At 36.3% G+C, this 18,042-nt stretch carries 17 protein-coding genes and 1 tRNA gene; 17 read left to right on the forward strand and 1 reads right to left on the reverse strand.

The window, feature by feature from the left end:
* From LE180_RS02590 to LE180_RS02670, 17 genes are all read left to right on the forward strand, one after another.
* Positions 1 to 184 (forward strand): hypothetical protein (locus tag LE180_RS02590; protein WP_374133928.1); only part of this gene is annotated, 184 nt, incomplete at its 5' end.
* A 419-nt stretch (positions 185 to 603) separates the two neighbouring features.
* Positions 604 to 3,948, forward strand: a complete 3,345-nt coding sequence (locus LE180_RS02595; RefSeq protein ID WP_374133929.1) for an efflux RND transporter permease subunit — start codon at positions 604 to 606, stop codon at positions 3,946 to 3,948.
* Between the two features lie 161 nt (positions 3,949 to 4,109).
* On the forward strand, positions 4,110 to 4,334 hold the full coding sequence (locus tag LE180_RS02600; RefSeq protein ID WP_374133930.1) for a hypothetical protein: 225 nt from the start codon (positions 4,110 to 4,112) through the stop codon (positions 4,332 to 4,334).
* Positions 4,335 to 4,483: 149 nt separating this feature from the next.
* A complete protein-coding gene (queF, locus tag LE180_RS02605; protein WP_374133931.1) occupies positions 4,484 to 4,861 on the forward strand; it encodes a preQ(1) synthase in 378 nt (125 codons plus the stop codon).
* A gap of 24 nt (positions 4,862 to 4,885) precedes the next feature.
* A complete protein-coding gene (gene murC / locus LE180_RS02610; protein WP_374133932.1) occupies positions 4,886 to 6,238 on the forward strand; it encodes a UDP-N-acetylmuramate--L-alanine ligase in 1,353 nt (450 codons plus the stop codon).
* On the forward strand, positions 6,202 to 7,107 hold the full coding sequence (gene murB, locus LE180_RS02615; protein WP_374133933.1) for a UDP-N-acetylmuramate dehydrogenase: 906 nt from the start codon (positions 6,202 to 6,204) through the stop codon (positions 7,105 to 7,107). The genes murC and murB overlap by 37 nt, the downstream gene beginning before the upstream one ends.
* A complete protein-coding gene (locus LE180_RS02620) occupies positions 7,104 to 8,024 on the forward strand; it encodes a D-alanine--D-alanine ligase (RefSeq protein ID WP_374133934.1) in 921 nt (306 codons plus the stop codon). Before murB ends, LE180_RS02620 begins: the two co-directional genes overlap by 4 nt.
* 1 nt (position 8,025) lies before the next feature.
* Positions 8,026 to 8,829 carry a cell division protein FtsQ/DivIB gene (locus LE180_RS02625; RefSeq protein ID WP_374133935.1) on the forward strand — a complete coding sequence of 268 codons (804 nt, stop codon included), beginning with the start codon at positions 8,026 to 8,028 and terminating at the stop codon, positions 8,827 to 8,829.
* A gap of 27 nt (positions 8,830 to 8,856) precedes the next feature.
* On the forward strand, positions 8,857 to 10,098 hold the full coding sequence (gene ftsA, locus LE180_RS02630; protein WP_374133936.1) for a cell division protein FtsA: 1,242 nt from the start codon (positions 8,857 to 8,859) through the stop codon (positions 10,096 to 10,098).
* Complete coding sequence (gene ftsZ / locus LE180_RS02635) at positions 10,099 to 11,199, forward strand: cell division protein FtsZ (RefSeq protein ID WP_374133937.1); 1,101 nt, start codon at positions 10,099 to 10,101, stop codon at positions 11,197 to 11,199.
* A gap of 191 nt (positions 11,200 to 11,390) precedes the next feature.
* Complete coding sequence (gene pgeF / locus LE180_RS02640) at positions 11,391 to 12,041, forward strand: peptidoglycan editing factor PgeF (protein ID WP_374133938.1); 651 nt, start codon at positions 11,391 to 11,393, stop codon at positions 12,039 to 12,041.
* 350 nt (positions 12,042 to 12,391) lie between these two features.
* Positions 12,392 to 13,453: a prephenate dehydratase gene (gene pheA / locus LE180_RS02645; RefSeq protein WP_374133939.1), complete on the forward strand. Its 1,062-nt coding sequence runs from the start codon at positions 12,392 to 12,394 to the stop codon at positions 13,451 to 13,453.
* Positions 13,454 to 13,523: 70 nt separating this feature from the next.
* On the forward strand, positions 13,524 to 14,546 hold the full coding sequence (aroF, locus tag LE180_RS02650) for a 3-deoxy-7-phosphoheptulonate synthase (protein ID WP_374133940.1): 1,023 nt from the start codon (positions 13,524 to 13,526) through the stop codon (positions 14,544 to 14,546).
* A gap of 306 nt (positions 14,547 to 14,852) precedes the next feature.
* Complete coding sequence (locus LE180_RS02655) at positions 14,853 to 15,182, forward strand: hypothetical protein (RefSeq protein ID WP_374133941.1); 330 nt, start codon at positions 14,853 to 14,855, stop codon at positions 15,180 to 15,182.
* 196 nt (positions 15,183 to 15,378) lie between these two features.
* Positions 15,379 to 15,549 (forward strand): sigma factor, encoded by a 171-nt coding sequence (locus LE180_RS02660; protein ID WP_374133944.1) that lies wholly within the window; start codon positions 15,379 to 15,381, stop codon positions 15,547 to 15,549.
* A gap of 309 nt (positions 15,550 to 15,858) precedes the next feature.
* Positions 15,859 to 15,932 (forward strand) — tRNA-Arg (locus tag LE180_RS02665).
* 301 nt (positions 15,933 to 16,233) lie between these two features.
* Positions 16,234 to 16,449, forward strand: a complete 216-nt coding sequence (locus tag LE180_RS02670) for a hypothetical protein (RefSeq protein WP_374133942.1) — start codon at positions 16,234 to 16,236, stop codon at positions 16,447 to 16,449.
* Here the strand turns inward: LE180_RS02670 and LE180_RS02675 are convergent.
* A complete protein-coding gene (locus LE180_RS02675; protein ID WP_374133943.1) occupies positions 16,446 to 17,495 on the reverse strand; it encodes a hypothetical protein in 1,050 nt (349 codons plus the stop codon). The genes LE180_RS02670 and LE180_RS02675 overlap by 4 nt on opposite strands.
* Between the last annotated feature and the right edge of the window lie 547 nt (positions 17,496 to 18,042).

The raw sequence follows: 18,042 nt of genomic DNA on the forward strand, positions 1-18,042 counted from the left end.
GGAGTTGGCGGCGAGGAATTTGCCGGCGCTGGCTACGATAAAGGAGGAGAGTGATAGGAGAGATATGTTGAGGGATCTGATAAATGATAGGGTGCTAGCGAAGATGTGGAAGGCGATGGATGTGACGGTGATGGTGATTGAGGCGTGGTCGGCTGAGGCGATGAAGACGATGATTGGGGAATAATCTGTCTAGTTGTGTAGCAATATGGCGAAAATGGCGGAAGACCGAGGAAGGAATGAGGGTGGCGATGATGGAGTGAAGATGCTGATGAAGATGGGGAGAAGGTGATAAAATGAATACGGTGGCGGCGGTGAAGATGGGGACGCTAAAGAATATGTCTGCGGCTACGGAATTATATCTTTTTTCAAGGACTTCTTTCACCACTTTTTTCAGTGTGTTGTTCAGTAGGTTGTGCTCCATCAGCGTGACAAACACGGCTTTTTTTGTCATACTTGAGCGTAGCGAAGTATCCGTATTGTTGTTCGTTCTCTCAGGCATTTGTTTGTGAGACTTAGGATGAAACGATTGTCTCTATGTTTTCTGCACGTTTTGCGTGGTCTTGTAACGGTTAGAATAGAAATATTAAATTAAGGAATAAAAGTATGAATTTGGCAAAATTGTCAATTAAACGTCCCACTTTTGTGATAGCGTTGTTAATGACCTTACTCATTTTAGGCGCTATGTCTTTAAACAAACTAAGCGTAAGAATGTACCCGGACGTTGAGTTTCCGTTTGTTGTTGTTATAACTGCTTATCCGGGCGCCGGCGTTTCAGAAATTGAGCGGCTTGTTACAAAACCGATAGAGGATGCAGTTAGCGGTGTTTCGGGATTGAAACATATTCAGTCTATAAATCAGGATAACAGGTCCATAGTACTTGGCGAATTTGAACTTTCAAAAGATCCTGATGTTGCGACCCAGGAAGTTAGAGATAAAATAGGTCAGATAAGATCTGTTTTGCCTGGTGATATAAAAGAACCTGTTATTATGAAAGCTGACCCTAACAGCATGCCTATTGTTACATTGAGTTTGAAAGCGAAAGATATGAGCCCTAAACAGTTGTATGATTTTGCTGATGATATAGTTTCTAAAGATTTTGCTCAAGTTTCTGGCGTTTCAAAAGTGGGAATTGTTGGCGGATTAAAAAGGGAAATACACATTAATGCAAATAGAGAAAAACTGAAAGAACACGAGCTTACGCTTACCTCTTTAGCTGGAAAAATTAAGTTAAATTCTTCAAATATTCCAGCCGGAAAAATTAATAGAGGATCTCAAGAAATATCGTTTAGAACGATGGGTGAATTTAAATCAGTGGAACAAATTAACGATGTTGTCGTGAACTTTGTTGGCAATGATAAATCTGTTACTGTAAGGGATGTCGCTCAAGTTGAAGATGGTGTTGAAATTGAAACTTCAAGAGCAAGAATTGATACCAGAGAAGACGGCAAAGTAGTATCGGAACCCGCTCTTTTGTTGCAGATTTACAGGCAAGCAAAGGGTAACGACGTAGCTGTATCAGATGGGATAGGAAAAAAAATCAAAGAAGTAAATGAAAAATATAAGCAATATCCAAGTCAACCTCAGCTCACTCTAATTTCAGACTTTGCCAGCATCGTAAGGATGAACATTGACGATGTAAAGTCAACGATACTTGAAGGCGTTTTTCTTGCTATTATAGTTGTATATTTCTTTTTGGGTAGCTGGCGTTCGACGTTTATCACGGCTTTATCTCTTCCAAACAGTTTGATAGGTTCGTTTGTATTCATGTATGTTTTTGGATTTAGCTTAAATGTTTTGTCGTTGATGGCGCTGTCTCTTGCTATTGGACTTTTGATAGATGATGCAATTGTTGTACGTGAAAATATTTTTAGACATTATGAAGAAGGTTCATCTCCCCTAAAGGCTGCAATTGTGGGAACAAATGAAGTTACTCTCGCTGTTGTCGCTACCACGAGCACGGTTATAGCTGTATTTCTTCCCGTTGCTTTTCTAAGCGGAATTATGGGACAATTTTTTAGAGAATTTGGGTTGACCGTAGTATTTGCAATGGTTATATCTATTCTTGACGCATTGACAATAGCGCCTATGCTTTCTGCTTATATTATTTCTGAACATAATAAGAAGCCTGCAAAGAAATGGAAAATTCAAGAAACGTTTATCAAATTTTTTAGGGCAATAACAGTGGACTGGTTTAATATAGTTTTCGGTTTTGTTGAAAGGTCGTACAAGAACATTATTTCTTTTGTTGTTAAGAAAAAACTTGTTGATGTGGAATCTAGTTTTTTTGGAAAGAAGAAAAGACATTTTATTATAAGTTGGAAATTTGTTACTTTGTTTATTACTGTTTTTATATTTTTAGGTACAATTGCGGCGGCAAAAAAATATCTTAAAACTACGTTTATGCCTGCTTCTGAATCAGGCGAGTTTAATGTTAATGTTCAAGCTAAACCTGGGACGTCTTTAGATAAAATGGATATTTATGCGAAACAAATTGAAGAAATACTTATGAGCGATCCTGATATTGAGCTTGTTTCTTGCGCGATTGGAGCTGTCGATATGTTCACCAAGCTTTCAAGCAAGGCAAAGTTATACGTAAAAATGATTCCCGCTAAGTCTCATGCAGGGTTATTTGGTAAGAAAAATGACGCATTGGGATTGCCTGAAAGAACTCGCAGTAGTTCTGAGATGAAAGATTATCTTAGAAAAGTTTTCAACGAAAAATTTGGCGACGAGCTTGAGTTTTCTATAGCCAAACAGTCGCTTGGGGGCGGGGGGTCAGAAAGTGAATTCGTAATGGAGCTTACTGGCGACGATGTGGAGGTTTTATACGCAGCTGCGCAACAGCTTGCGGAGAAGTTTAAATCGATACCTCATTTTGTTGATATACACTCTAATTATAAATTTGGAAAACCTGAAGTGCAGATACAGATGGATACTAAGAAAATGGAAAATCTTGGCGTAAGTTCTGTTGTAGTAGGTAATGAAATAAGAGCTATGATTGACGGCGCTAATGGCGGAAAATACAGAGAAAAAGGTTTGGAGTGTGATATAAAAGTAAAATTCCAAGAAAATCAGCAAGATATTGTAAAGAGTTTTGACACAATATACGTAAGTAATGTTAACAATAAGCTTGTGAAGTTAAAAAATGTTGCGTCTGTAAAAGAGACATCCGGGTTCACTGAGATTTTTAGAAAAGACAGGTCGCGGTTCGTTACGGTTGAAGGCAATATCTCTGCAGGTGGAGCTATAGGCGAAATAAACAAGGATACTTTTAAAATATTTAATGAGCTAAAAGCCGATCCCGTAAATGCTGAAAAGTGGAAAAATATACAATGCAATTTTTCCGGTGGCGCTGAGCATATGTCAGATATGTTTAAGAACATCATTATAGCTGCTGCTCTTTCGTTGGTGTTTATATTTATGGTACTTGCAAGCCTGTATGAGTCTGTAATAACTCCGTTTACTATTATGACTGCGCTTCCTCTTGCGATTATCGGCGGTGTTATTGCTTTGTTAATTGTGCGTCAACCTATTGATATGTTTACTATGATAGGAATGATAATGCTTCTTGGTATTGTTGCTAAAAATTCAATTCTTTTAGTGGATTACGTGCAGCAGCAAATGAGGAATGGGTTTAGTGTAAATGATTCCATAATAAAGGCAGGTGTAGTAAGATTTCGCCCTATACTTATGACATCCTTTGCTCTTATTGCCGGTATGCTTCCCACGGCTCTTGGACTTAGCGAAGCAGGACAGTTCAGAAAAGGTATGGGAATTGTTGTAATCGGTGGCGTAATAAGCTCTACTATTCTTACATTAATTGTTGTCCCTGCAGTATTTGAGTACATGGATAAACTTAGATATTTTTTGCGTAGAATTACAGGAAGACCTGAAAAGAGGATGGTTGATCATACGGAAGAAGAATTAGAAAATAAACATTTAAAGTAGTATTGTTGTGATGATTTTATATAGAAATATGCCATTTTATTAAAAGCCCGTCATTGTTTTAATTTGTTTGTCTTTGTTTTTGAAGTTATTAAAGTGCGCAATATGTTGTGATATTCTACACGGAGCTATTAATTTACGTTGGGTGTTTCTTTATGTAACTTGTGCCACTCATTCCAATTTCAAGTTTTTATGGCGACATCAATACAAATGTTTTGGTAAAATATGAGCGAGAGGAAGATGCCTATGGAATTGGAATAAGTCATGGGGATGAAATGGACAAGCATTCAATAGGCGCTGGTCTTAATTTTATGGTAAGCCCTACAGATTGCGTAAATAGTACTCTCGGATATGCGCTTATTGCAGTGAAAGATTGTTCCAACAATTAAACTAACGCAAAATTTTCTTTGAAGTTTTAATTCCTGTCAAGTCATTATAAAAATGCTAAAATACTTACAGTCAAACAATTTTATATTAACAGCAATATCAAGTTGCTCGGTTGTGGATTATGTAATAGAAAAGCGATCAGAGGAGTGTTATGAAAATTAAATTACCTATTTTTGACAAAGTTACACCGTCTTTGCTTGAAGCTATTCCTTATGAGTTTGTAGGGAGAGATATAAATGTGCGCATTGAAACAGAAGAATTTACATGTTTGTGCCCTTGGACAGGTTTGCCTGACTTTGCATATATCGTTGTAAATTACATTCCTGACAAGACGGTAGTGGAGCTTAAATCTTTGAAATTGTATTTGCAGACTTACAGAATGGTTGGTATGGTGCATGAAAGCGTTGTAAATAATATTTTGAATGATTTGGTAAAAACTGTTCAACCTAAGGAAATGTCGATAGATATTGAATTTGACATACGCGGTGGGCTTACCACGACTGTAAGCGCGCAATATTTCAAAGAATAAAAGGTAAAGATATATGGAAAATAAATGTTTTGCAAAAATCAAAAAATACATTTTGTAGGAATTGGCGGATCCGGTATGTCGGGAATAGCCGAGGTTCTAATAAGTTTAGGTCATGACGTTTCGGGATCTGATTTAAAAGAAACAGATGTTATCAATCATCTAAAAGATATAGGCGCGAAAATTTATATAGGGCATAATGCAAAAAATGTAGAATCTGCAGAAGTTGTTGTTACTTCTACGGCTGTCGGCAAAGATAACCTCGAAGTTGTTACAGCCTTAAAGAAGAAAATTCCTGTAATTCCGCGAATAGAAATGCTTGCCGAACTTGCAAGATTAAAATATGCTGTAACAATAGCAGGAACTCACGGTAAAACAACAACAACGTCTCTTACTTCTCTTGTTTTAGAGGAAGGCGGACTTGAGCCTACTGTTGTTATAGGCGGCAGACTTAAAAATCTTAAAACGAGCGCAAGGCTGGGCAAGGGGAAATATATTGTTGCCGAAGCTGATGAATCAGATGGATCTTTTTTGAAACTTTCGCCAGCTATTACCGTTGTAACAAACATTGATAATGATCATTTGGATTATTACGGTAATATGGAAAATCTCAAAGCAGCTTTTGTGAAACATATTAATTCTATTCCGTTCTACGGAGTGGCAATTATTTGTACTGATGATGGTATTGTAAGAGAGATTATTCCAAGTATCACAAGAAGATATGTTACATACGGGTTTATAGGAAACCCTGATATTAAAGCGTTAAATATAAAAGTGCTAAAAACTTGTACAAGTTTTGACGTTGTTTATATGGGTAAAAAAATTGGGAATGTTTGTATAAGAATTCCGGGGAAGCACAATATTTTAAATTCTTTAGCAGCTGTAGGTGTTGGATTACGGTTGGGAATACCTTTTAGTTTAATTTCAAAAGCGATAGGTAAATTCGATGGTGTTGGAAGGCGACTTGAAGTAAAAGGCGAAAAAAATGGTGTTATGATTATTGATGATTATGGACATCATCCAACTGAAGTGGAAGCTACATTAAAAGCAATAAAGCATTTTTGGCCTAAACGCAAGCTTACTGTATTGTTTCAACCTCATAGATATACAAGAACTCAAAATTTGTTTAACGAATTTGGTAAAAGTTTTTCAGACGCAGATTTTGTAAAAATATTAGATATTTATTCTGCTGGTGAAAAACCAATAAAAGGCGTAACTTCAGAATTAATATTAAAAAGTCTTTTGCATAATAAGTGTAAAGCCGAAAAATTTTCGGATTTAAAACGGTTCTCAAAAACTCTTTCTACCGGTGATATTGTTTTGACATTAGGCGCTGGAGACATATGGAAACAAGGAGAAGAGTTATTAACGCTGATTTAATTAAAACATTGTCTTCTTTAGGCTGTGTAATTTTAAAAAATGAGTCGCTTTCTAAACATTGTTCATTTAAAATAGGCGGACGAGCTGATTTTTTTATTGAAATTCCAAATGAACAATCTTTGTTAGAATTTTTGAAAAATGTCGGAGGATATAAATTTTATGTTTTAGGCTGTGGAACAAATGTCTTGTTTTCAGATGAAGGATATAGAGGCGCAATAGTTTCTCTTACCGGGCAGTTTAAGGAAATTTCAGTTTGCGGAGAAGAAATTTTTTGCGGTAGTGGCGCGCTGATCTCAAACGTTTTAAATATCTCTTTGAAATATAATTTGACGGGTCTTGAGTGCGTGGCTGGAATTCCCGGTACTGTCGGAGGCGCAGTTTGTGGTAATGCTGGGAGTAAAGATAAATGGATTGACTCCGTTGTAGGAAATGTTGAAGTTTATGAAGGTCTAAAAAAAGAAGTTATAAATAAAAAAAAAATTATATTTAGCTATAGAAAAAGCAATTTGACAAATTGTATCGTTACAAACGTTAATTTTGTCTTGAAAAAAGATACTGAAAATGATAGCTTAAGCGTAGTTTCAGATAATATAAAGAGACGCTTAGAGTCTCAGTCTTTAGATATACCTAATGCTGGTAGTATATTTAAAAATCCCGATGGTTATAGCGCCGGTAAACTTATTGAGGAAGTTGGTTTAAAGGGAACTTATTCCGGCAGTGCGCAAATTTCTAAACTCCATGGAAATTTTATAATAAATACCGGCGGGGCTTCTTCAAAAGATGTTGTGTTTTTGATTGAACTGATAAAAGAAAAAGTAAAAGAAAAATTTAATCTAGCTCTTGAGACAGAAATAAAAATAATAAAATGAAAAATTCTGATATACTATCGAAATTAAAAAATAAAAAAATTGGCGTTTTATACGGTGGATTTTCATGTGAAAGGGAGATTTCGCTTGTATCTGGTAAAGTGGTTTTAAATGTATTAAGAAAAATGGGAGTTAATGCGTGTGGAATAGATGTGGATAGAAATGTATCGGAAAAAATAAGAAAAGCAAAAATAGATATAGCTTGCGTATTTCTACACGGACAATTTGGCGAGGATGGAGCAATACAGGGGTTACTGGAAGTGTTGGGCATTCCCTACACCGGTTCCGGTGTCTTTGCAAGTTCTGTTTCTATGGATAAAGATATTTCTAAACAATTGTTTAGACGTATAGGTATCTTAACCCCGGATTGGGTGACTTTAAGGAAGTATGAGAAAGCGCCAAAAATAAAAACATGTCCTGTTGTTGTAAAGCCTGTGTCGCAAGGATCTGCTATAGGCGTAACGATAGTAAAAAGCGCTGTGCAGTTTGCCGCTGCAGCAAAGAAAGCCTTCAAATATGATAAAGAAATTATGATAGAATCTTTTGTTGCAGGTACGGAAATAGCAGCAGGTGTTTTAAACGGCAAGGCATTGCCGGTTATAGAGATAGTTCCTAAGGGTAAATTTTACGATTTTAAATCAAAATATCAAAAAGGCGGTTCAAGACATATAATTCCTGCAAGGATAAGCAATAAGGCTTATAAAACTGCGCAACATTACGCTGAGAGCATATATAGAAATTTTAAGTGCAATGCTATGTGTCGCGTTGACATGATTGTAGGTAGGAATGACGATGTGTGGGTTCTTGAAAATAATACTATTCCGGGTATGACGGAAACTTCTTTACTGCCGGATGCGAGCAGGGCTGTAGGATACAATTTTGAGAGTTTAGTTTTAAAAATTGTAGAGAGCGCATTATAAAATGGCAAAAAGGAAGAGATATGGTTACAAATTCGTTCGCACAAAGAGTGGTCATTCTCGTTCGAATAAAAAGAATAGAAAAATTATTAAGCTTTTTTTGTGTCTTCTTCTTTTGTTGGTATTTGTTTTTTTAGCTTGCTTTGGCGTTAAAAGGTTACTTGATATTTCCGATAAATTCGATAAGCTCATTGTTAAGAATATAGAAGTTGTTGGGACAAATAACATAACTAAGGCAGAGATAAAAGAACTCCTTCCTTTTAAGATAGGTGACAATCTTCTAAAGATAAATCTATCCGAAGCTGAAAATGAAATAAAAAATTTGAAGTCGGAATTAAAAAATATTGTTATTAGCAGGCGTTGGCAAAAAGTGAAAGTTAAACTTTATGAGAGAACGCCTGAGGCGTTTATAGTGCATGACGGTGTTGTACTAGGCATAGATTTTGACGACAGTCCGTTCCCTCTGCGCGGTTTTATGAGCGCAATGAAAGTGCCAAAAATTACTTATAATTCACGTGATGAAAGAAAGCATCTTTTGGATTTTATTGAAAGATTTAAAACTGTTTGCGGAGGATTTCTCGATAATATTGCTGAGATGAAATTCAGCAATACCGGCGATATAGTTTTTATTATGAACAGCGGAGCTATAGTTTCTTGGGGCGAGGAAAAGTCGGAACATTTATCTAGTAAATTTAGGAAGTTTCAGAAAGTTTATGTCGATGCAATGGCAAAATATGAACAGTTAGAGTATATAGATATGACTTTTTATGACTCAGGAAGAGCAATTGTAAAACCTCTAACTAACTAGGATAATATTTAATAAAGGATTTATACAATGTCCAAAAAACCGCTTGTAGCAGGTCTTGATATCGGCAGCAGTCAGGTGTGTTGCGTTGCAGGAGTGTGTGATGAAGATGCGAGAATAGTGAAAATTCTTGGAGCGGTATCCGTTCCATGCGACGGAATAAAAGCGGGAGCGGTAATCAATATACAAGAAGCTGCGTTGGCTGTTGGCAGAGCATTTGAAGAAACTGAAAAAGTATCCGGAGGTCAGATAGGAAAAGTTATTGTTGCCATGAGAGGTAGTTTTATTAGATCCAAAAATTCTAAAGGCGTTGCAAATATAAACTATTCAAATAGGGAAGTTACAGTAGAAACTGTTGAAAATGCTTTAGAAAGCGCGAGGAAACAGATAAAAATGGAGCCTGATCAGGAAATACTTCAAATAGTTCCTCGCGAATATATATTAAATCAGCAAAGAGGCATACAAAATCCCATCGGTATGGAAGGGACATACATTGAGGTTGATGTGCATGCTTTTATAGTTTCAACCAGCAATATGGGTAATATAGCCAAGGTCATGAGTTCCATAGGTGTTAGCTACGACGACAGAATTTATGGATATCTTGCGGCAAGCGATACATTGGTCACAAGAGAGGAAAAGGAATTGAGTTGTCTTGTAATTGATTTTGGAGGACTTACAACCGGACTTGTTCACTATGTTGACGGTATAATAAAACATACTGATGAGCTTGCCGAGGGGTCTGATTATATTACAAGAGATATTGGTCATAAGTTGAGAGCGGCATATTCTATTTCAAGAGAAATTAAAGAAAAACATGGTGCAGCGTTTGTTTATAGCGATTTTAAAAATGAAGAATTTGAATATAGAGCTGCAGATGGAAGAAATATAAAAAAATGTGATAGGCTCGAGTTAGTAAGCGGTATTATTACGCCAAGAATTGACAGAATTTTATATGAAATAAAGGAAATTATAGATAAAAATAATTATGGAGATGAGTTTTTGTCAGGAGGAATAATTCTTACAGGCGGCGGTAGCAGTCTTTCCGGAATGGCCGAAGCTTTTGAAAAAGCATTTAATTGCTCCGTAAGAACAGGAACTCCTAGTTCCGATAAAGTTATTGGTTCTGACGAAGTGTTATTAAATCCATCATACACTACAGCTATAGGCGCAATAGCGTCTCATTTTTCAGATTCAAATGGTTATTCTCAAAAGAAATCGTCCGGAAGCGGTATAGTTTCAAAAATATCAAAATGGTTTAAGGAATCTTTTTAAATGGGGATAAAATTAGTCTTGCCTTCAAAAGAAACGAACGCAGGGCAACCTGCCATAATTAAGATTATCGGCATTGGTGGCGGCGGGTGCAATGCTGTTAATAGGATGATTGCCGCAAATGTTGGCAATGTTGAGTTTGTTGCTATTAATACAGATGCTCAAGCTCTGTTAAAATCTTCAGCGCCGGATGTATTGCAGATTGGAGAAAAAATAACAAAAGGACTTGGAGTGGGTGGAAATCCCGAGATTGGCAGGCAGGCGGCCGAAGAAAGTTTGGAAGAGATAAGAGGCAGATTGTTAGGCGCGGATATGGTCTTCGTTACTTCGGGAATGGGTGGAGGAACAGGTACCGGTGTAGCGCCAATAGTTGCGAAACTTGCAAAAGAACAAGGCATACTTACCGTAGGTGTTGTTACAAAGCCTTTTGAACATGAAGGCAAAGTGAGAATGGCTCAAGCCGAAGAAGGAATTAAAAGTCTTAAGGAATACACTGATGCCATAATTGTTATTCCTAACGAAAGAGTTTTTAATGTCATAAACGAAAGAGTCGCTCTTGATGCTTTTTATCAAATCATAGACGATGTATTAAGGCAGAGTATTCAGGCTATTACAGATGTTATAACCGTTACAGGCGAAATTAACAGAGATTTTGCCGATGTAAAAAATATTTTAAATAATGCCGGCACAGCGTTAATAGGTATAGGGGAAAGTACAAGTTCAGATGTTAAAGAAGCTGTAAAAAAAGCGGCAACGAGTCCTCTTCTTGATAATTATGATATCTCAAAAGCTAAAAAAGCTCTTGTAAACATAACAACAAACTCTAACATCACAGCATTAATCTTGCAGGAAATATTTAACGATATTAAAAGTTACGGCATTAACGGGCATGTTTTTTTTGGGCATACCATAGATAATCGACTTGACAATAAAATTAAAATTACCATTATTGCCACAGGTTTTAGTGTTGATGAATTTGGAGCTTTAGCGGAAACTCAAACTCCTCAACCTGATTTTTTTTCACAGCGAGATTTGCCACAGGTTGAAGTTATGGATTCGTCAAAACCGGCATATACATACTGGAAACCTAAATTTTTAAAATAATGCTGCATGGGCAATCCTATATTGATATCACAAAAACGCATGAAAAGATAATGAATGTTTTAGTTACTTTGTTCCACTCTGAAGAATCCACGTTGTTGTTCCCATTTTGTAAAAAGGGTAATTAACGACGAGATGAGAATTTATTACTAAGCCTTTGGCGGTGAGCTGCTGGCTTGGGGAATCCACGTGTTATGAAACAAATTATATCTTATAAAAATTTCCCCTATAAACATTTGACGACGACCAAGATTGTCGGAAATATGAGAGATAAAGTCTTAAGAGATAAGTTTTTGCTTTCATTAAATTTAGATCCATCAAATCTAATACTTGCAAATCAAATACACAGAAACAATGTGAAAGTGGTTAACTCATTTAATAAAAATACTTTTATCGCCAAGTGCGACGGCTTAATTACCGCAGATAAAAATACTATGCTCGGTATTTTTACCGCCGACTGCATTCCTTTGCTTATGTCAATTGGAAACGGAGAGGTTAAAGCTGCAATTCACACAGGTTGGAAAGGTATTTATTTAGGGATAATAGAAAACGCAGTCGAAATCTTTCATAAAGATTTTTCAATTAAACCAGAGGATATTAAAGCTTATATCGGTCCGCATATTCGTTCTTGTTGTTATGATGTGAACTGTGATATGGAAGATAAATTCAATGTTGAGCTTGTAAATAACAAATTAGATTTGTCGGAGATAGTTCGTCGTAAGTTGCAAAAACTTGGAATTAATGAAATCTTTGATGTTAAACACTGCACTTTTCACGAGAAGGATTTGTTTTTTTCTTATAGACGCAATCAATGCGCTGAAAGAATGCTATCTGTAATTATGTAAATTCGATCCATAACAGACTACATATTACTTTTACTTTTTTTCTGAACTTTATCCACTAAAACGTCGCCGGAGCACAAAACCTCTTCACACTCCGGGTTGAATATGGCGCTTTTTAAATTTCCTGATTTGAAGAGTTTGAAGCTTTTGATGCTTCCGTCCTGTTCCGGGTTTGGAAAAACTTGTAAAAAGTGTATAATATCACAGCATATTGTGCATTTTAGGAATTTTAAAGTAGTCGCGCATCATGTCAGTAATTTTGAATAAATTTTTTAGTTTAGTACAATACATCAGAATTATGGTCGATCGTGGACGTGAATAAAGTCTTTTTGTTTTATACGAGGAGGAATAATATGTCTTTAAAATTGCAACGAACAAGACAATCTATAGACAAAGTTGACAAAGAAATTGTAAAGCTCATAAATAAGAGGGCAAAACTTGCCTTAGACATTGTAAAGTCTAAAAATAAAACCAATGCTGTTGTATATGCGCCGTCTAGGGAGAAAGAGGTTTTAAATAATATCACCGTTGCTAAAGGCGCTTTAGGAGAGGAATCTCTTAGGAATATATATACAGAAATAATAAGCGCTTGCAGAAATTTAGAAAGTCCAACAAAAGTGGCATTTTTAGGGCCATGGGCTACATTTACGCATCAGGCTGCTATCAGGAATTTTGGAACTTCGAGCTGCTTCATTCCTGCAACGACTCCTCAAGAAGTTCTTTTGGAAATTGAAAGTGGTAGAGTAGATTTTGGTGTTGTTCCTGTTGAAAATTCAAACGAAGGTTCCGTAAACGTTACCTTAGATATGCTTGTTGAAACAGAACTTAAAATATGCGCTGAGATAAGTTTAAAAATAGAACAATGTTTTCTTGTAAAAGATCCGAAAGCTAAAGTTTTAAGAGTTTATTCTCATCCTCACGCTTTGGCGCAATGTAGAGATTGGATAACTAAAAATTATCCTGATGTAGAGATGGTATCCGTTTCGTCAACTGCGGAAGCGGCTAAAAAAGTTGCCAAAGAAGATTTTGCGGCAGCGATTGCGTCGGAAGTAGCTGCGAAAATTTATGATTTGTATATTTTACAGAAGGGAATTCAAGACAGCAGGGAAAATTTTACGAGGTTTTTTGTCATAGGAAAAATTTTGACAAAGCCTAGCGGTAAAGATAAAACAAGTTTAGTTTTTATAGTTAAAGATAAAGTTGGGTCTTTGTACGAAGTGCTTGGGGTTTTTAATAAAAATAACGTAAACTTGACAAAAATTGAGTCTCGTCCTACAAAAAAGAAGGCATGGGAATATATGTTTTTTGTCGATTTTAAAGGGCATGTTGAGGATAAAAATATAGCGACAACAATAGAAAGTCTAAGACGTAAAAGTATTTTTGTAAAAAGTCTAGGCAGTTATCCAAGGGCTTAGTTGTAATAGTCAAGAGCTAAGCTATAAAGCAAAATTGATGACTAAACTAAAAAATCAACGAGGTAATAATATGATAATAACATTGAAGAAAGGTTCAAAGCAAAAAGACATTAAGGCGATAACAGACAAAATAAAAGTTTTTGGGTATAAGCCTCATATTTCAAAAGGAAAAGATTTTACAGTTATAGGTATGATAGGCGAATATGCTGAAAAATACAAGGAAGCTTTTGAAGTGATAGATACGGTGGAACACGTAAGCGAAATACAGAAGCCTTATAAGCTCGCTTCAAGAGAATTTAAAAAAGAAAATACAATGGTTAGGATAAGCAGAGATGTTGAAATTGGTGGTAAAAGAATACATGTTATAGCAGGACCCTGTGCTATTGAGGGTAAAGAATTGATGATTAATACCGCAAAAATAGTTAAATCTGCAGGTTCGACCATATTGCGTGGCGGCGCGTATAAGCCTAGAAGTTCGCCCTATGCTTTTCAGGGTCTTGGAGAAAAAGGTTTAGAGTATATTAAAAACGCAGGTGTAAAAGTACACATGCCTACTATTAGCGAGGCTATGACTGTTGAGCAGGTTGGGCTTGTCTCCAAGTATTGTAATATTGTTCAAATAGGCGCAAGAAATGTTCAAAATTATGATCTTTTAAAAGCTGCTGGGAAGCAAAAAAAACCTGTACTTTTAAAAAGAGGTATGGCTACTACAATAAAGGAGCTTTTGCTCTCAGCTGAGTATATTCTTTCTCAGGGCAACTACAATGTTATTCTTTGTGAGAGAGGCATAAGAACTTTTGAAACTGCTACAAGATTTACAATGGATTTAAATGCTGTACCTGTATTGAAAAAGCTTTCACATTTGCCCGTAGTTTTGGATCCGTCGCACGGAATAGGTATTAGAGAACATGTTGGCACAATGGCTAAAGCATGTATTGCTGCTGGAGCTGACGGTATTATTATAGAGGTTCATCCTCAGCCGGAGCTTGCGCTTTCTGACGGACCGCAAAGTTTATTGCCTGATCAGTTTAAGAATTTGATGAAAGAGTTGGATTTGGTTGCCAAAGCTGTTGGCAGGGAGTTACTATACTAATGCTGAAATTAAGCATGTCATACATAAGCCAAATCAAATTTTAAAAACTCGGTCTGTCCCCAGTATAGTCCGTTATTAGCCAATTTGATTTATGACACAAATCGTAAATTTCTTTTAGTGTAGGCAACAGGTTATCACTTATAGGAACGGCGCGAACTTCGTAGAACAATTTGTCTCATTATTATTGGAGTAATTGTCGGATTAATTTGTTCGAAGAAGTAATGAAAAAGAATAAGAAAAGATGATAAACTTAAAACTAGAACTGATTTTAGAGAAGTTAAAAAATAAGCAGAGGAGAATTGTAAAATGAAGAAAATTGTAAGTTTTTTTGTTTTGTTTTGTTTGTTGAGCGGTTGTGCAACGGTTATTGGCACATATAAATATGCTGACGGTCAGTATGCTCCAACGGATGTAAACAAAATAGAAGTATATTCAACATCTGTTCCAGAAAGGAAGTATATAGAGCTGGCAGAAATTAGATTGTCATCAGGAAGAAATATAGAGAAAGTAAAAGAAGAAGCTTCTAAATTGGGAGCTGACGCAATAATTATATCAGGAGCTACTTGTATTAGATGGTGGTGGCCATGTGTTAAAGAAGATGGAATTAAGTGTGTAGCAATAAAGTTTAAGAAATAACAATGGAGGTTTTTAATAAAATATTTAGTTTAGTGGTGGAATCGACAGTAATGGTATTGTGTTTAGTTGTGGCATGACACTCACTATGTGTTGTTGCGCTCATGGTTATCGGCATAATATTGTCTTTTCGTTTGGGAATATAAAATGAACAAAACGAAGATGATGAAAAAGTTCGTGTGGATTGAAATTGGATCTCGTGGATATTGTTGAGGAGGGTAGTATAGGGCTTATAAAAGCAGTTAAGAAATTTGATCCTTCAAAGGAAGTTGCGTTTTCAACTTATGTAACTTATTGGATAGAACAATATATGATAAAAGCTGTAGAAAATCAGTTAAAAACAATTAGAATGCCGTTTAGGATACTTTGAATTATTGGATTAAGACAAGAGCTTTGCTGAGAGATAGACTCAAGTAGAGAGTCGAGTGATGAAGAGATATATAAAAATTAAAGACCATTCTTGCAAAATATAATTTCATAAGCGAAGAAGAAGCTTCTGCAATGACTCTTAACAGTAGAAGTGGCGAAGACAGATGTCAGAACGAAAGAAGAATTAATATGGAAAGAAATCAAAGTGGATGTGGAACAAAAAATTAGAAATACATGAAAGATATGAATGATTTTAGGGGCGAGAGTATTGCTTTTATTGATTAGCAGGTTTAGTCCATTGTGTAATATTGCCCTGATAGCTCAAATGGATAGAGCAGATCCGTCCTAAGGATAAGGCTGGAGGTTCAACTCCTCTTCAGGGCATTTGTGAATGTTTTTGAGTTGTTGACGAGGTAATAATTTTAGTAGCTTTTATCGACGGTAAATATTGATAGTTCAAAGTTATCAAAGTTATCAAGTCTTAACAATTTTTAATAAGTTTTAACATTCTCTGCTTACAAATTGCTTACAATTCTATACTTGATAAAACTGCCAAAAAGCGTTATCATAAGTTGGTAGTTGCTGATAGCTGTTGACACTATATGTAAGCACTACAGAAAACATGATAGTTCGATAATTCCATTTAAGAGATGAACTCATCTTGAGCATCTCAAATCTTCTTCAATTGGTGTTATTCCAAGCGCAATGGGGTGCACACTCAAAATTTTCAGCTATAGAGTTTCAAAGGTACAATGAAACAGAACGGCTGATTTTGTATTTTAGGTTACATTTGGGGATATTAAACAGAAAAGAAATATCAATAAGAACAGGCATACCTAAGTATCAAATAGAGAGATTTGTAAAAGCGATTAGAACTTATGGATATGAGGAACTATCCTAAAACAGACAGTTATTACAGGGTTGATCGTTACCCCAATCACCAAGTATTTTCAGAAACTCCTCATCCGTCGGTCTCCGACCCAGCTTGTAATACGCCTTGTTATACAACTGCGCCACAAACGCCGTACATACATCGTTGCGTTGGAACAATAGCTGCTTATCCAGTGTACCCAGACCTCCACTTTCGAATATAGCTCCCTCAATGTTGCTACGCAACGCATCCATCGTTATTTTCTTGCGAGATGAGCTTGAAGACGAAGCCGTAGCTTCTTTCGCAAGGCGTTCGTTCTTTATTTGGGCGAACATTTTGTCCAATACACTTTGTGGAGGATTGTCATAACCTAAGTTTTGGAGCCTTTCCCTGGCGACACTCATATCTGTGATGTTCCTGCTGGAAATTGGGAGAGATGATGATGTTGGTGATGGTTGTGGTGTCGTGTGTACTGGTGTTTTTGATTCTGCTGCTGTTGATTTTGGTACGCCTCCGCCGGCGGGGTTGAAGAAGTCGGAGGCGCTGTGTTGTGATACTTCTAAGTCACCGCGGTTGTCGTTGTTGTTGACGTTGTTGTTGTCGGCGTTGGCGTTGTTGCCCTTAACGCCTTGTTGTTGAGTTGAAGACTTCTTCCACCACCCCTTCTTATGTCCTGACCACCATACCCCACCTCCCACCACAGCAAATGTTCCCAAAATTGCGACTGTGCCTACTGCCAATCTTTTTGGCGTTACGCTAAATCCTCCGACTTTCCCGATTTCACGGTCCGATGTGATAGTTCCCCACGTATCTCTGGGAACACTGCACCATTTATGTTTATCGCAGAACGAAGGGGGAAGTGTCGCCACCCCTCTCATCTTTTTCTCTCTTTCTGTCATCTTGACTTCTTCAACTTTAGTGTTTCTAGCGAACTCGTTAGCTTTGCTACTAGCTTTGCTAGATTTATCGGGCGAGCATGCCGAAACGAGCAGAGAAAGGCAAACAAACAAGCTTACACATCTTCTTAAACGTAATGTCATCGTATTATGTCCCCCTTTTAAGAGTGATGTCATCATACTATCGGCGTCCTTGCGAGGAATAAGATGACGAAGCAATCCAGCATCGTTGTTGTCTAAATTGTCACAACTTCCTCTTTTGTTTTTATCTATCGGTTTTGATAAATTTAGATTTGGATATTAGGGGAATGTGGAGCATGTATTGCTTCACGTGAAAATTCCATCTTTTATTTTAGCAACACTTTTTTTGTTTTGCATTTATAAGAAAACCAACTATACCAAATTAAATGTGATTGTATCATCTCATCAAATACAACTGCTGTGATTATACCAAATCAAAGTTTTTAACAAATCAGCTACAACTATTGTGATTATATCAAATCTTTTAACAATTTGACATAAAACCATCAAAGATTATAATCAAAAATCAGGCAAAGATTATAGGCAAAAGTCAGGCAAAAAACAGATATTTTTTAAAACAATTTCACAGCGAAGAAGTTTTAACGAATGGAACGATTTTAAAGCTATAGAGTTTCAAAGGTACAATGAAACAGAACGGCTAATTTTGTATTTTAGGTTACATTTGGGGATATTAAACAGAAAAGAA

Origin of the sequence: Candidatus Endomicrobiellum pyrsonymphae (assembly GCF_020328025.1) — a bacterium.
Lineage (GTDB): Bacteria > Elusimicrobiota > Endomicrobiia > Endomicrobiales > Endomicrobiaceae > Endomicrobiellum > Endomicrobiellum pyrsonymphae.

Coding starts and splice junctions, on each gene's coding strand:
- murB (WP_374133933.1), top strand. CDS start 6,202: ATGGAAACAAGGAGAAGAGTTATTAACGCTGATTTAATTAAAACATTG.
- LE180_RS02625 (WP_374133935.1), top strand. CDS start 8,026: ATGGCAAAAAGGAAGAGATATGGTTACAAATTCGTTCGCACAAAGAGT.
- murC (WP_374133932.1), top strand. CDS start 4,886: ATGTTTTGCAAAAATCAAAAAATACATTTTGTAGGAATTGGCGGATCC.
- LE180_RS02675 (WP_374133943.1), bottom strand. CDS start 17,495: ATGATGACATCACTCTTAAAAGGGGGACATAATACGATGACATTACGT.
- aroF (WP_374133940.1), top strand. CDS start 13,524: ATGATAATAACATTGAAGAAAGGTTCAAAGCAAAAAGACATTAAGGCG.
- LE180_RS02655 (WP_374133941.1), top strand. CDS start 14,853: ATGAAGAAAATTGTAAGTTTTTTTGTTTTGTTTTGTTTGTTGAGCGGT.
- LE180_RS02595 (WP_374133929.1), top strand. CDS start 604: ATGAATTTGGCAAAATTGTCAATTAAACGTCCCACTTTTGTGATAGCG.
- LE180_RS02620 (WP_374133934.1), top strand. CDS start 7,104: ATGAAAAATTCTGATATACTATCGAAATTAAAAAATAAAAAAATTGGC.
- ftsA (WP_374133936.1), top strand. CDS start 8,857: ATGTCCAAAAAACCGCTTGTAGCAGGTCTTGATATCGGCAGCAGTCAG.
- pheA (WP_374133939.1), top strand. CDS start 12,392: ATGTCTTTAAAATTGCAACGAACAAGACAATCTATAGACAAAGTTGAC.
- ftsZ (WP_374133937.1), top strand. CDS start 10,099: ATGGGGATAAAATTAGTCTTGCCTTCAAAAGAAACGAACGCAGGGCAA.
- queF (WP_374133931.1), top strand. CDS start 4,484: ATGAAAATTAAATTACCTATTTTTGACAAAGTTACACCGTCTTTGCTT.
- pgeF (WP_374133938.1), top strand. CDS start 11,391: ATGAAACAAATTATATCTTATAAAAATTTCCCCTATAAACATTTGACG.